Origin of the sequence: Oryzisolibacter sp. LB2S (genome assembly GCF_040732315.1) — a bacterium.
In the GTDB taxonomy this organism is placed as follows: domain Bacteria; phylum Pseudomonadota; class Gammaproteobacteria; order Burkholderiales; family Burkholderiaceae_C; genus Alicycliphilus; species Alicycliphilus soli.
In genome coordinates, this window is the sequence record NZ_CP160388.1 from 554,037 (window position 1) to 567,346 (window position 13,310).

At 69.4% G+C, this 13,310-nt stretch carries 11 protein-coding genes; 2 read left to right on the forward strand and 9 right to left on the reverse strand.

The features are described 5' to 3' along the window. Positions 1-60 precede the first annotated feature (60 nt). Positions 61-1,116: an alpha/beta fold hydrolase gene (locus ABUE11_RS02660; RefSeq protein WP_367067513.1), complete on the forward strand. Its 1,056-nt coding sequence runs from the start codon at positions 61-63 to the stop codon at positions 1,114-1,116. Between the two features lie 218 nt (positions 1,117-1,334). Here the strand turns inward: ABUE11_RS02660 and ABUE11_RS02665 are convergent, their stop codons facing one another. The 3 genes from ABUE11_RS02665 to ABUE11_RS02675 form a co-directional block, all read right to left on the reverse strand. Beyond that, entirely contained in the window at positions 1,335-1,808 is a 474-nt protein-coding gene (locus tag ABUE11_RS02665; protein WP_367067514.1) for a c-type cytochrome, read from the reverse strand. 1 nt (position 1,809) lies between these two features. After that, positions 1,810-2,427: a pentapeptide repeat-containing protein gene (locus ABUE11_RS02670; protein WP_367067515.1), complete on the reverse strand. Its 618-nt coding sequence runs from the start codon at positions 2,425-2,427 to the stop codon at positions 1,810-1,812. 97 nt (positions 2,428-2,524) lie between these two features. Further along, positions 2,525-4,414 (reverse strand): methanol/ethanol family PQQ-dependent dehydrogenase, encoded by a 1,890-nt coding sequence (locus tag ABUE11_RS02675; protein WP_367067516.1) that lies wholly within the window; start codon positions 4,412-4,414, stop codon positions 2,525-2,527. A gap of 359 nt (positions 4,415-4,773) precedes the next feature. On the opposite strand from ABUE11_RS02675, the gene pedF reads away from it, so the two are divergent. Beyond that, positions 4,774-5,187 (forward strand): cytochrome c-550 PedF, encoded by a 414-nt coding sequence (gene pedF, locus ABUE11_RS02680; RefSeq protein WP_367068728.1) that lies wholly within the window; start codon positions 4,774-4,776, stop codon positions 5,185-5,187. Positions 5,188-5,247: 60 nt separating this feature from the next. Here the strand turns inward: pedF and ABUE11_RS02685 are convergent, their stop codons facing one another. The 6 genes from ABUE11_RS02685 to ABUE11_RS02710 all read right to left on the reverse strand — a co-directional run bounded on the left by ABUE11_RS02685 (position 5,248) and on the right by ABUE11_RS02710 (position 13,259). Then, a complete protein-coding gene (locus ABUE11_RS02685) occupies positions 5,248-6,255 on the reverse strand; it encodes a quinoprotein relay system zinc metallohydrolase 1 (protein ID WP_367067517.1) in 1,008 nt (335 codons plus the stop codon). Continuing rightward, a complete protein-coding gene (locus ABUE11_RS02690; protein ID WP_367067518.1) occupies positions 6,252-7,046 on the reverse strand; it encodes a quinoprotein dehydrogenase-associated SoxYZ-like carrier in 795 nt (264 codons plus the stop codon). Before ABUE11_RS02690 ends, ABUE11_RS02685 begins: the two co-directional genes overlap by 4 nt. 85 nt (positions 7,047-7,131) lie before the next feature. Further along, entirely contained in the window at positions 7,132-7,695 is a 564-nt protein-coding gene (locus tag ABUE11_RS02695) for a cytochrome b (RefSeq protein WP_367067519.1), read from the reverse strand. Positions 7,696-7,715: 20 nt separating this feature from the next. Beyond that, the gene (locus ABUE11_RS02700; RefSeq protein WP_367068729.1) at positions 7,716-9,731 is read right to left on the reverse strand and encodes a sigma-54-dependent Fis family transcriptional regulator; all 2,016 of its coding nucleotides are present in this window, start codon (positions 9,729-9,731) and stop codon (positions 7,716-7,718) included. 271 nt (positions 9,732-10,002) lie between these two features. After that, positions 10,003-11,025, reverse strand: a complete 1,023-nt coding sequence (locus tag ABUE11_RS02705) for a catalase family peroxidase (RefSeq protein ID WP_367067520.1) — start codon at positions 11,023-11,025, stop codon at positions 10,003-10,005. An 89-nt stretch (positions 11,026-11,114) separates the two neighbouring features. Next, positions 11,115-13,259 carry a TonB-dependent receptor gene (locus ABUE11_RS02710; protein WP_367067521.1) on the reverse strand — a complete coding sequence of 715 codons (2,145 nt, stop codon included), beginning with the start codon at positions 13,257-13,259 and terminating at the stop codon, positions 11,115-11,117. Positions 13,260-13,310 lie beyond the last annotated feature (51 nt).

Here is a 13,310-nt window from a genome sequence, read left to right on the forward strand (position 1 = left end):
GCTTGAGTTGGCATGAAACATGTTTGCGAGCCGTGCATCGCTTGGAACACGGCCGCACCCATGACCTGCAAGATCGATGCCACCTTGAACCCCTCCCCCTGGCCCGCGCCGCGGTGGCTGGCGCGCGGGCCGCTGCACCGCGTGGCCTGGCGCGATATGGGCGCACCAGGCGGCGAGCCCTGGCTGCTGCTGCACGGCGGGCCCGGCAGTGGCTGCCAGCCGGGGCTGCTCGCGCCGTTCGATCTGCGGCGCCAGCGCGTCATCGCCCCGGACCAGCGCGGCGCAGGCGCCAGCCGGCCGCGCGGCGCCGTGGCGGGCAACCGTCTGGATGCACTGGTGGCCGATCTGGAGGCGCTGCGCCGGCATCTGGGGCTGGAGCGCTGGTCGTTGCTGGCAGGCTCCTGGGGCACGGTGGTGGCGCTGCGCTATGCCGAGGCCCACCCCGGGCGGGTGCAGCGCCTGGTGCTGCGCGGGGCCTTTGCGCTCACGCGGCGCGAGGTCGGCGGCCTGCTGCTGCCCAGCGCCCGCCACGGGAAAACCCTAGGTGCGCCGCAGGCCAGCTGGCCCGTGCCCGCCCATGCGCCGCTGCCCGCGGCCCTGTCCCGGCTGGAGCAACTGTTCCATTACGACGCAGCCTCTGTGACAGCCCTGCACGCCCTGCGCGGCTGGGCCCTGCGCGAGATGCGCGACGCCCTGCACGGCATGCGCCGCGCGCTGCGCCACGCCAGCGGGCGCGATGGACCTGCCGCGGCCGCCGGGCGCCGCGCCTGGGCACAGCTGCGGCGCCAGCAACGCCGCGCGCAGGCTGCGCTGCAGCGGCCGCAGGCTACGCCAAGGGATGCGGGGCTGTGGGTGCGCTACCGCGTGCAGGTGCATTACCTGCGCCGCCGCGGCTTTGTGCGGCCGGGCGAGCTCGACGCCGCTGTGCGCGCGTTGGCGCATGGGGCGATCACCGTGGACTGGGTGCATGGCCGCTTCGACGCTATCTGCCCGCCCGCCAACAGCGCGCGCTGGGCGCGCGCCGGCGGGGGGCGGCTGCACCGGCCTGCGAGCGGCCACCTGGGCCATGAGCCGGCCATGGTGGCCTGTCTGCGTGCCTGTGTGACGAGTGGGTGATGCTATCTAAAAAATAGCTGTTAGCGCTTGACTGCAGGGCGATGGGGCCGGTTTTGTCTGACTATGGACATGCCGCTGCAAGCCCCTCACCCCTCCCTCTCCCCAAAGGGGCGAGGGCGATCGGTCACGCGGGCTTTGCTCCCTCTCCCTCTGGGAGAGGGTGGGGGTGAGGGCCTGCGACCTTGCCTGAGACATGTCGCTAACCAGAGATTTTTGTGCTAACGCGCAGGCGCCGTCTCGACAAAGCTGCGCAGCGCCCAGGCGAGTTCGGGGCTGATCACGCCCTCCCAGGGCGGCATGTGGACGATGCCGAACTTCTGCTTGCCATAGCGCACGGACTTGATGAAGAACGCGTCGCCATCGGCCAGGCAGCGCTCGCGCAGGGCCTCGTCCTGGATGCGCCGGCAGCCCTTGCTGATGCGCCGCAGATCCGGCGCGGGCGAGCGCGAGCCATTGGCGTCCTGGCCGTGGCAGCGCGCGCAGCTCTGGTTGAAGGCGATCTGCCCAATGGCCGCTGCCTGGGCGTTGCCGCGCAGCGGGTTGGGCTCCTGCCAGGTGGCGGCCTGGGGGGGAAGTGCCGTGGTGTCCACCTGGGGCGCCACGCGTTCAATGGCCTGGGAATTGAGAGAGAAAATGGCCGCCAGCGCAATACTGGAGCACGCAAACAGCTTGTAAAACGATAGCGTCCGCATGTCACCTCCAGTCGGGCCTGCAGCCCTTGCAGCCGCCCAGCTCGGACTCGGACACCAGGGTGTAGAGGATGTGGTTGCCCTCGAACACGGCATTCGTGAGGTTGGTGGCGACGAACTTGGCCTCCTGCAGGTCGCTGGAGATGAAGCGCGTGCCGACGAACCAGGCGTGGTTCAGGCGCGCCATCTCCAGGCTGGCGCCGTCGAAGATGGCGCCCGAGAAGTCCGAACGCATGAGGCGCGCGCTCTCCAGGTCCGTGCCTATGAAGCGCGCGTTCTTGAAGTCGGTATTGGCGGCCGACGCCTTGGACATGCGCGCCCCCGTGAGGTTGGCGCCCTCGAGGTCTGCGGCCGAGAGGTTGGCGCCGCGCAGGTCGGCACGCGTGAGGTCGGCGCCGCGCAGGTCGGCGCCCGCGAGGTTCTTGCCCACGAGGTTGGCGTGACGCAGGTCGGCGCCGGGGCAGCGCGTATAGGGCCAGATCGGGCAGCCGTTGACGACCAGGGGCTCGGACGCGCCGGCGGGCCCGCCCTCCTGGGCCTGCGGCGCCTGCTGGGCCGCGGCGCCGCCGGCCCAGGCCAGGCAGAGCGCCCCTGCCAGGGCGATGTGGGTGAACGAAAGCATGGGCAGCTCCAGACAATTGCGGGTGGCGGCCCGGTCGACGCGGGCCCCACCCCGAACCTCCCCGGGCGAGGGGGAGGGAGAACGCAGCGTGCGCAGCTTACTTGCCGGCCACCTTCTGCGCCTTGGGCAGCTTGAACACCCACATGGAGCCGCCCTGCGAGACCTGCTTGGTCAGCTCGGCCATGTCGCCGCCCCACAGCGGCACGGCACCGCCATAGCCCGACTGGATGCCCACGTACTGCTCGCCGTCCATCTCCCAGGTCACGGGCACGGAGACGACGCCCGAGCCGGTCTGGAACTTCCACAGCTCCTTGCCCGTCTTGTTGTCGAAGGCCTTGACATAGCCGTCCGAGGTGCCGGTGAACAGCAGGCCGCCGGCGGTCGTCAGCGTGCCGGCCCACAGCGGGAACTGCTCCTTATGCTCCCAGACGATCTTGCCCGTCTGCGGGTTGATGGCGCGCAGCGTGCCCACATGGTCGTCATACAGCTTCTTGATGCGGAAGCCCTGGCCCAGGTAGGCCGCGCCGGCCTTGTAGGTGATGTGCTCGGCCCAGTAGTCCATGGCCCAGTGGTTGGCCGGGATGTAGAACAGGCCGCTGTCCGGGCTGTAGCTCATGGGCATCCAGTTCGTGCCGCCCAGGAACGGTGGTGAGACGAAGATGCTCTCGCCCTTTTCCTCGCCCTCCTTGGGCTCGGGCGGACGGTTGTTGTTCTCGATCGGAAGGCCCGTCTTGAGGTCGAAGCCCTTGGCCCAGGTGATGCCGTCGACGAAGGGGTAGGCGCCGATGATGGCGTTCTGCTTCCAGGGATGGCCGCCGTCCGCCTTGGCGAGTTTTTCGCGGTCGGTCACGAAGAAGAAGCCATTGCGGTCGGCATGGGCCGAGGCCTTGATGGTCTTGCCGGTCTTGGGGTCCTTGTAGTCGAACAGCAGCACCGAGTTGTTGCCCGAGAAGTCCCAGGCATCGTTGGGCGTGTGCGAGAAGAAGCCCTTCAAGTCACCCGTGGTCGGGTCGATGTAGGCCTGGCCCGAGGTGTACAGGCTGGGCCAGTTGCGCGGGTCGTCGCCCTTGGCCGTGCGCTTCCAGGTGTTCCAGGGTGCGGGGTTGCCGGTGCCGACGACGATGGTGTTGGTCTCGATGTCGTAGGAAGGCGTCTGCCATGGCGCGCCGCCGCCCTGGCTCCAGGCCTCGGCCTTGCCGGTGGGGCTGTTCGGGTCGTTGGGCCAGGTCGGGGCCTTGGGGTCGCCCGTGGGCGTGCTGGGCTGGCCGTTCAGGCGGCCCACATGGCCTTCGACCATGGGGCGCGCCCATACTTCCTTGCCGGTGTCGGGGTCGCGCGCATAGAGCCAGCCCACCACGCCGAATTCGTCACCCGAGGAGCCGTGCACCAGCAGCATCTTGCCGCTCTTCTGGTCCTTCACGATGAAGGGCGCGCCGGTCATGGTGTAGCCCACCTTGTGGTCGCCGAACTTCTCGTTCCAGACCACCTTGCCGGTGTTGCGGTCCAGCGCCACGATGCGCGCGTCCAGCGTGCCGAAGTACACCTTGTCGCCATAGATGGCCGGGCCGCGGTTGACCACGTCGCAGCAGGGGCGGATGTCCTCGGGCAGGCGGTGCTCATAGGTCCACAGGCGCTTGCCCGTGCGCGCGTCCAGCGCCACGAAGCGCGAGTACGAGGCCGTCACGTAGATCACGCCGTCATGGACCAGTGCCTGGGCCTCCTGGCCGCGCTGCTTTTCGCCGCCGAAGGAGTAGCTCCACACGGGCACCAGGCCGGCCACGTTCCTGGTGTTGAGCGTCTTGGCCGGGCTGAAGCGCTGCGCCGTCAGGCCCAGACCATAGGTGAGCACGTCGCCGGTGGTCTTGGCGTCGTTGGCGATGTCTTCCCAGGTGACGGGCTTGACGTTGGCGGCATGCGCCGTCAGGGCCAGGGTGGCTGCGGTAGCGAGGGCGCTCAGCCGCAGATGCTTGAATACCGGTGATGCCATGGTGGATGTCTCCTTGCGTTGTGGTGGATGAATCACGGCAACAGCGTTGCAAGAGGTATGCCAGCCAAAGGCGGGCCTGGGGCCGCGGTTTTGTCATGGTTTGCGCTGTGTCAAAGACCATCAACGCAACGCTGCGTCACAGGAGCTGTTCATTTCAGGAGCAGCCGCATGGCCGGTGGCGCAAACTGGTACAGCGGTGCACGCCCCGCCGTGCCGGCGCCGAGGGTGGCACGCAAATTGCGCACGCTGGGTCATCCGAGGTTTCATTCATCAGGAGACACCCCATGCGACACACATTCCTCACATCGGCCAGGCGCAGCCTGCTGGCCCTGGCCCTCGCAACCGGCGCCAGCGCCGCCATGGCGCACGGCGACATGGTGCCCCAGGCCGTGGACACCAGCAGCCTGCCCCAGCTGGGCGCGAAATGGCTCGAGTCCAATCCCTACGGCAACGGCACGGCCGGGCACAAGGAGGCGCTGCGCATCGGCAGCTCGGCCTACAACCAGAACTGCGCGCGCTGCCATGGACTGGAGGCCGTCTCCGGCGGCATCGCGCCGGACCTGCGCAAGTTCGACGAGGAATGCTCGGGCTATGCCGACGCCGCCAAGGCCAAGCAGTGCTTCCAGGAAATGGACGACTACTACGCCGGCACGGTACGCCGCGGCCGCACGCGCGACGGGCGCGTGTACATGCCGCCGTTCGAGGGCACCCTGACGCAGGAGGCGATCTGGGCCATCCGCACCTACCTCGAGGAGCGGCGCGATCAGAAATAAATGCCATGACCAGAAGCACCAAGGGCCGCTGTGACAGCGGCCCTTTTTTGCTGGCAAGGACTATGGCGCCTGCAGCGCGCGCCGCTCGTAGGCCGGGTACCACTGCGCCAGGCTGCGGTGCAGCTCGGCGGGCTGGGCGGCCCAGCGCGCGAAGCGCTCGGGCACGGGTGCGCGCAGCAGCTCGCTCAGGTCCAGGCCCTGGCGCGCGCTGTCCTGCATCCAGCCCGTGAGCCAGCGCAGCCAGTCGCGCGTCTGGCCAATGCCCTGCAGTCCCTCGCCGACGGGGCCGTGGCTGGGCACGAGCTGCGTGAACTGGCCCTGGCGCTGCCATTGCTCGAGCAGGTCCAGGCTGGCCAGCCATTGCGCCGGGTCGGCGTGCGGCGTGGTGGGCACGCGCTCGGCAAACACCAGGCCGCCGGCAAACAGCACGCCCGTGCTGTGGTCGATGAGCACCAGATCGTCGCGCGTGTGGCCCTGCAGGCGGCGCAGCTCCAGCCGGTGCTTGCCCTGCGTGAAGCTGCCGGGCTCCAGCGCCTGGCGCGCCGGCGTGGCCTGCGTGCCGCGCATCCAGGCGCCGCACAGGCGGTACAGGTTGTCCGCGTAGCTCTCGCCCTCGGCGCGCATGCCCGCGATGCTGCCCGCCAGGGCCTGGGTGGGCACGTCGTCCCAGGCCTGGTTGCCGAAGAAGTAGTCGGGATGGAGGTTGAGGTTGAGCACCGCACGCACGGGCTCCGGCGTGACGGCAGCGATGGCGCGGCGCTGCTGCTCGCCATACAGGCGCGAGGGCCCGGTGTTGATGACGATGACGCCGTCGCCCGTGGCGATGAAGGCGGTGTTGATGATGTTGCAGCCGTTGGCGGGCAGGAAGTCGGCCACGGCGCCCTCGATGACCCAGGTGCCCTCGGCGATCTGGCGCGGCCGCAGGTGGTAGTTCAGGCGCGTCTGGTCGGGCGCGGGCGGGGCGGGCCGCATGCCATGCGCGTCCTGCGCCATGGCAGGCAGGGGTGTCAGGGCTGACACCGACAGGGCGCAGGCCAGCGCCATGGCCAGGGTGCTGGGGGCCCTCATGCGCGCACCTCTGCGGCGATGCGGTTGCCGTTGTTGTCCTGGCCGAGCAGTCGGAACTCGCGCGGGCCCTCGGTGGGCATCTCCAGCGTGATGAGCGGGTTCTCCGACACCGGTTCGTGCAGCGCGAGCCGCCACCAGGGCTGGTCGGCCGCGTCGCGCAGTTCGAGCTGCTCGATATAGAACGCGGGGATGCCCGCGACCAGGCCCGTGTCCATGGGGTGCATGACCTGCAGGCGCAGGCGGCGGCTCGCGCCCGCGAGGTTGCTGAAGAAGCGCGCCTGCACCTGGTTGAGCGTCTGGCTCCACGAGCCATCGGTGCGCGAGGCGCCGGGCACGGTGCAGCCGCCGCCGGCGGCCTGGGTCATGGCGCCGCCGACATGCCAATGCCCGTCGCGGGTCTGCACCAGGCAGCGTATCGGCGAGGCCTGCTCGAGTCGGATGCGAAACGCCAGCACGGGCAGGGAGCGCAGGGGCTCGAAGCCGAGCACCTCGCGTATGGGGTTGCGGTCGGCCACGACGACCATGCGCGCAATGCCGCCGCCGACCTGCTGCAGCGCGCGCGCGTCCACCTGCAGCGGCACGTTGAGCGCGTCCTCGGCAAAGGTGGGTGTGCGCACCACCACCTCGTCGGTGAAGCGCAGCGGCGCGTCCTGCGCATAGTGTTTGCGCAGGCCCGGCCATTGCATGGAGCCCAGGGGGTCGCCCCCCGTGGCGTCCTGATTGTTGGCCAGCGAGGCCCGGGCGGTCATGCCGCACAGGCCCGCCAGCAGCAGATGGCGGCGCAGGATCATGCGTGGTTCTCCGTTGGTGGCGCGCGGCGTGCACAGGCCCCGCGCGGTGGTCACAGTGGTTGTCACAGGGGTGGGTGCAGCTGTGTCATCGTGGCGCAGTGCCTGGAGCAGTGTCCCTGCCCAGACGCATGCGCTGCAGCAGCGGCTCCTTCTTCACGAACTGGTGATAGACGAAGGCCAGCACATGCAGGGCGATGAGCAGGATCAGCGACACGGCCGATACCTGGTGCACGGCGCTCAGCAGCTCCTTGGCCGCATCCCAGCGCTCGGCGAGCTTGGGCAGCTGCATGCCGAAGAAGCGGATGGGGTAGCCCGAGAACACCGAACCGAGAAAGCCCGAGACGGGCATGACAAGCATCAGCACATACAGCAGCCCATGGGCGCCGCGCGCGGCCAGCTGCAGGTGGCGTGCCTGCGGCAGAGGCGCCACGCGCGGGCGCAGCAGCGCCCAGGCCAGGCGCAGCAGCACCAGCAGGCCCAGCACCATGCCCCAGGACTTGTGCACGTTGAACCAGGAGGCGCGCAGGCCCGTGCCATCCTTGGGCAGGCCGATCATCCACAGGCCCAGGGCGATCTGGCCCAGGATGAGCACGGCCATGAGCCAGTGCAGGGTGACGGAAAAACGGTCGTAGCGGGCCGTCGCGGGCACGGGAAGCCTCCTGTCCTCAATCAGTCGAGCAGATCAGGCGGCAGCAGGTTCTTCTTGCGGTAGATGGTGTTGCGAGAAACGCCTAGCGCCTTGGCCGCCGCCGACACATTGCCCTTGTGCAGACGCAACATCTGTGCCATGGCGTTGATGGTCACGTCCTGCAGGCTGCGGCCGTCCTCGCCTGGCGCATCCATGACGGGCGGCGGCGGCGCGCCCACGCCGGGCATCATGGCCAGCTCGTCGGCGGCCGGCGGCTGGGTGACGGCCGCGGGGCACGCGGGCGTGCGCAGCTCGTCGAGGAAGTCATCGGGCAGATGCTCCAGGCGGATGGTGCAGTCGTCGTCCACCATCACGGCCGCGGTGCGCAGCAGGTTGTGCAGCTGGCGCACATTGCCCGGCCAGTGGTAGGCCTGCAGCAGCTCCATGACATCGGGCGCAATCCGGATGTGGCTGCAGTCCTCGCACAGCGCGTGCAGCACCTTCTGCACCACGGCATGAAAGTCCGTGCGCTCGCGCAGCGCGGGCAGGCGCACCACGAGACCGTTGAGGCGGTAGTAGAGATCCTCGCGGAAGTCGCCGCGCGCGATCAGTTCCTTGAGGTTCTTGTGCGTGGCGCTGATGACCGTGACGTCGACATCGACCTCCTTGCCCGAGCCCAGCGGGCTGACCTTGCGCTCCTGCAGCACGCGCAAGAGGCGCGCCTGCAGATGCTTGGGCATGTCGCCGATCTCGTCGAGGAACAGCGTGCCGCCATGGGCCTGGGCGATCTTGCCCTGCGCGCCCTTCTTGCGCGCGCCCGTGAAGGCGCCTTCCTCGTAGCCGAAGAGCTCGGCCTCGATCAGCGTGTCGGGGATGGAGGCGCAGTTGACGGCCACGAAGGGCTGGCGCGCGCGCGCCGAGTCGTTGTGTATGGCCTGGGCCAGCAGATCCTTGCCGGTGCCCGTCTCGCCCAGGATCATGACGGGAATGTCGCGGTCGACCACCTTGCGCAGCTTGGCTATGACGGCCGACAGTTGCGCGTCGCCCGTGTCCAGGTATTGCAGGCAGGACAGCTGTGCCCTGCGTGCGGGCGTGCTGCTCGCGCTGCCGGGGCCGGCGCTGCTGCGCGGCGGCGGCGCGGCCTCCTCGTGCTGCATGGGCGAGACGATGGGCGCGGCCCAGGGGCCTGCGGGCTTGACCTCGGTGCGGCACCAGACGGTGACGCCGTTGTGCAGGCACAGCTGGCGCGGCGCGGCGCCGGGGCTGGCGAACAGCTCGAACAGGGCCGAGATCGGCAGGTTGAAGAGCGAGGAGAAGGTGTGCGCCTGCAGCGCGCCGAACGACATGCCGAGCTGGAACTGCGCGCTGCGGTTGGCCGAGACGAAGCGCCCCTCGGCCGTGAAGGCCGCGATGCCCTCGACCAGCGTGCCCAGGAACTCGGGGCGCGAATGGAAATGCACGCGCACGGCCTTGGGGAAGCTGCCCGCGAACATGTGGTTCTCGATCATCTGCGCCGACATGCGCACCAGCGCCAGCGTGTGCTGGTGGTAGCTGCGGTGGTCGCCCGAGACATCGAGCGCGCCGATGATCTGGCCGTAGGGATCGAGGATGGGCGCGCAGGAGCAGGTCAGCGCATGGTTGACGTCCAGGTAATGCTGGTCGCCATGGACTGTCACGGGTTGCTGCGTCGTGAGCGCCGTGCCCACGGCGTTCGTGCCCTTGGCCTGCTCGCTCCAGTCCATGCCGGGCGTCAGTGCCACCTGATCGGCCTTCTCCAGAAAGTCGTGGTCGCCCATGGAGTGCAGCACCATGCCCTGGGCCGTGGTCAGCAGCACCATGCTGTGGGTGTTGGCGATCTGGCTGTAGAGCGTCTCCATCACCGGCACGGCATGCTGGAAGAGGAAGCGGTTTTCCTCGAGCGCGTTCTTCAGCGCGCTGACGCCTGGGCTCGTGTGATCGGGCCGATCGTTGATCGCTATGCCATAGGCCCGGGAGCGCAGGTGGGCCTGGTCGATCAGCGATGCGCAGTCCTGCTCCTGCGTCGTTTGATCGGCCATGTGGGTCTGCCTGACCACCGTGGTGTCCATGTTGTCTCCTGTATCCGGAATCGCGGGGCGTTCCGGAGGCTTTTGCTTTGCATCGCTGCGTGCTCGGCATGCACACAGGGGCCAAAGATACCTCCATTGGCAAGACCGCAAATTGTTTCGGGCCAATGAAGGATTGACAACCTGGGAAGACGCCAGGGTTGTAGCAAAAGGTTTGCCAGGACAGCCCCGGCACGCCTGCGTGCCGGGGCTGTCCTGGCGGCCGGGTGCCCGGGTGGTGGGCTTACTGGGCCTTTTCCGACAGGCGGCGCTGCAGCGAGATCGCGTAGGGCGCCGCGCGTGCGGTCAGCATCGGATCCTTCGAGGGCACGACGCCGCGTGGCAGCACCAGCGGGCTGAAGTTGATGTCCACGCAGGGGCCGGCGCCATCGGCGGACACGGAGGTGATGGTCAGCCGCCCGAGGTTGACCTTTCTGCGCCCCGCGGGCAGCGGCGTGGTGGCGCTGTCGATGCGGTCGCCGGGCTCGGCCAGTTCCAGGTTGAAGTCGAATGCCACCTGGCCGGCCTGGGCACGCTGGCGCAGGTCGTTGAACAGATAGTTGGCGCCGCGCGCCTTGGCCTCCTCGTCGCTCAGGCCCAGCACGCCGCCCACGGGCTCGAACACCCATTTGCCCCAGGTGGTCTGGCCCTGGGCGTTGACGAAGCCGAAACCATGCACGCCCCAGTAGTTGAGCCCGGCAAGACTTGCCGGCACGGGCTGTGCGGCAAAGTACTTGCCCTGCAGCAGCACCTGGGGATTGGCGTCGGCAAAGGCCTTGACGCGCGCCGCGTCGGGCTTCTTGGTGGCCGGGTCGGGCTGCAGCGAGGCCAGGCGGCCGAGGAACTGCGCCGGTGTCTCGGCGCCGAACACCGGGGCGGAGATGTTGCCCATGCGCCATTGCTCGCCGCTGGGCAGGTCGAACTGCAGCGCCATGTTGCGCTGACCGCGGGTGTTGTCGGGTGCCTGGGGATTGGCGCCCGTGAGCGAGAAGCGCGCAATCACCGGCACGGGCTGGCCGCTGAAGGCGCTGGCGCTCGACAGTGCGCGCGCCTGGCTGCTGCCGACGAAGCTGCCCGCCGCGCACACGCCCTTGGCGCCGGAGCGGCGGTGGCCGGCAAACTTGCCCGTCGTGGCCTCGAGCTGGTCCACCAGGGCCGTGGGATCGGCGTCGGTCGATGCGTTGCCGCCCGGGCCATGGGCGCAGGCCGCCAGCAGGGCGGTGCAGGCCACGGCCAGGGCCGTGCGGGGCAGGGATGTGGGGCGCATGTCGTGTCTCCTTTTCTACTGGTCAAAAATGCCTGCAGCGCTTGATGGACAAGCGCCGCAAGCTATCGAAAAACAAGCAAACGCCGGCGTCAGAACGCGTGGCTCAGCGCCACGCCGGCCATCCACTGTCGCCCGGGCGCGGCCTCGAAGAAGCGGCCATTGCCCTCGTTGACGATGACCGAGCCCACGTAGTTCTTGTCGCTCAGGTTGTCGATACGCGCAAAGGCGTTGAGCTTCCACGGGCCCCATTGGCGCGTGTAGCTCGCGCTCAGGGCCAGAACGTGATAGCTCGGCGCCTCGACGCTGTTGCTGTCGTTGGCGGCCACGGCGCTGACATGGCGCCAGCTCGTGCCCACGCGCCAGTCGTTGTGCGGGCGCCAGTCCAGCCCCAGCGCGGCCTGGGTGCGCGCCGTGCCGGCGATGCGCTTGCCCGCGGCCACGCAGCTGGTGCCGGCCGCGTTGCAGAAGCCGTCGCGCAGCTTGGCGTCCAGCAGCGTCAGCGCGCCGCTCAGCTGCCACTGGGGTGCGAGCCAGAGCTCGGTGGCCAGCTCGGCGCCCTGGCGGCGCGTGCGCCCTGCGTTGTGGAAGGTGGAGCGGCCGCCGGTGTTGTCGGCGGTGACGATCTCGTTGCGCGTGTTGGTGCGAAACAGTGCCGCCGACCAGTGGCCGCGCAGCATGTCGCCGTCCAGGCGCTGGCGCAGGCCGAGCTCCGCGCTCGTGGAGGTGGCGGGCCGCAGGCCGAAGTTCAGGCCCGGCAGGCGATCCGGGCGGTAGGAGATCTCGTTGAACGTGGGCGTCTCCATGCCGCCGCCGAGCGAGGCGTAGACATGGGTGGCGGCGTTGAGCTCGTGCTGCACCGAGAGCATGGGCAGCCAGCGCCTGAAGCGCGTGTCGCCGCTGTCGTCGCCATTGCCGGGGGCGACGTAGTGGTCTTCCGAGTCGAACTTCACGCGGCTCCAGCGCAGGCCGGCATCGAGCTTCCAGCGCGGCGCGAACGCCCAGCTGGCCTGCAGGTAGGGGTCGGCATTGGTCAGCGTGTTGCGCTCATCGCGGCGCAGCGCGCCCATCACGCCCAGCTGGCTGCCCAGGTAGTTGTTGTAGCCGCGCCGGTCCTCCTTGACCATGTTGGCCGACAGGCCGAGCACCAGGTTCAGCGGGGCGCCGGCCAGCTGCGCGTCATGCGCCCAGCGCAGGTCCACGCCGCCGTAGTCGCGCCCCAGGTCGATCACGCCGCCCGCGCTGGTGGCAGGCCTTTGCGCCGCAGCGGGTGTGGATTGGTATTGGGTGATGTGGCGCCGGCCCGCATAGACCATGAGGCGCAGCGCGTTGCTGCCGTCCACGCGGTGGTCGTAGCTCAGGCCCACCTGGGTCTGGCGCATGTATTTGCGCGCGTTGTAGGTCAGCGGCCCGGACGCTGTGGCGCGCGGGTTGGCGGCCCAGTCGGCGGGCGTGACGCCGCCCGCGTCGAGCGCGTCCACGTTCACGTGGCTGGCGACCAGCATCAGGTGGCCGCTGTCGCTGGGGTCGGTGTCCAGGCGCGCATTGAACATGTTCTTGTCGGCCGCGCTCTGCGGGCGAATGCCGTCGGTCAGAAAGCGGCTGGCGCTGACCACATAGCCCAGGCCGCCGCGCTCGCCGCTGGCCTTGAGGCCCAGGCGCTTCTGCCCGTTGCTGCCCATGGCGAAGCTCGCGTCCACGCGCGGGCGGCCCTCGCCGCGTTCGGTGTAGGCGTTGATGACGCCGCCCGAGGCGTTGCCGTACATCGACGCATAGGGGCCGCGCAGCACCTCGATGCGCTCGACCGACTGCAGGTCGATGGCATTGGTCTGGCCCTGGCCGTCGGGCATGGTGGCGGGAATGCCGTCGACGAACACCTGCACGCCGCGCACGCCGAAGGTCGAGCGCGCGCCATGGCCGCGAATCGAAAGCTGCAGGTCCTGGGCGTAGTTCTGGCGGTTCTGCAACAGCAGCCCCGGCGTGCCCGCGAGCGACTCCGACAGGTTCACCTGCCATTGGCGGTCGCGCAGGCGCTCGCCGTCGATGAGGGTGACCGAGGCCGGCGCGTAGTCCAGGGGCGACTGCACCAGGGTGCTGCGCACGGTGACGTCGGGCAGGGTGGCGGGGGCGCCGGCGCCGGTCTGGGCGCCAGCACCCTGGGCCAGCGCCATGAGGCAGGCCAGGGTGGACAGGCGCAGTGGCCGGGTGGTGGGCGGGAGGGGGCGGGCAACGGGCATGGCAAATCCTTCGCTCCGAACAGGTGAACAAGGAGCAGGGCAGCACCGTCC

Coding starts and splice junctions, on each gene's coding strand:
- ABUE11_RS02660 (WP_367067513.1), top strand. CDS start 61: ATGACCTGCAAGATCGATGCCACCTTGAACCCCTCCCCCTGGCCCGCG.
- ABUE11_RS02665 (WP_367067514.1), bottom strand. CDS start 1,808: ATGCGGACGCTATCGTTTTACAAGCTGTTTGCGTGCTCCAGTATTGCG.
- ABUE11_RS02670 (WP_367067515.1), bottom strand. CDS start 2,427: ATGCTTTCGTTCACCCACATCGCCCTGGCAGGGGCGCTCTGCCTGGCC.
- ABUE11_RS02675 (WP_367067516.1), bottom strand. CDS start 4,414: ATGGCATCACCGGTATTCAAGCATCTGCGGCTGAGCGCCCTCGCTACC.
- pedF (WP_367068728.1), top strand. CDS start 4,774: ATGGCGCACGGCGACATGGTGCCCCAGGCCGTGGACACCAGCAGCCTG.
- ABUE11_RS02685 (WP_367067517.1), bottom strand. CDS start 6,255: ATGAGGGCCCCCAGCACCCTGGCCATGGCGCTGGCCTGCGCCCTGTCG.
- ABUE11_RS02690 (WP_367067518.1), bottom strand. CDS start 7,046: ATGATCCTGCGCCGCCATCTGCTGCTGGCGGGCCTGTGCGGCATGACC.
- ABUE11_RS02700 (WP_367068729.1), bottom strand. CDS start 9,731: ATGGCCGATCAAACGACGCAGGAGCAGGACTGCGCATCGCTGATCGAC.
- ABUE11_RS02705 (WP_367067520.1), bottom strand. CDS start 11,025: ATGCGCCCCACATCCCTGCCCCGCACGGCCCTGGCCGTGGCCTGCACC.
- ABUE11_RS02710 (WP_367067521.1), bottom strand. CDS start 13,259: ATGCCCGTTGCCCGCCCCCTCCCGCCCACCACCCGGCCACTGCGCCTG.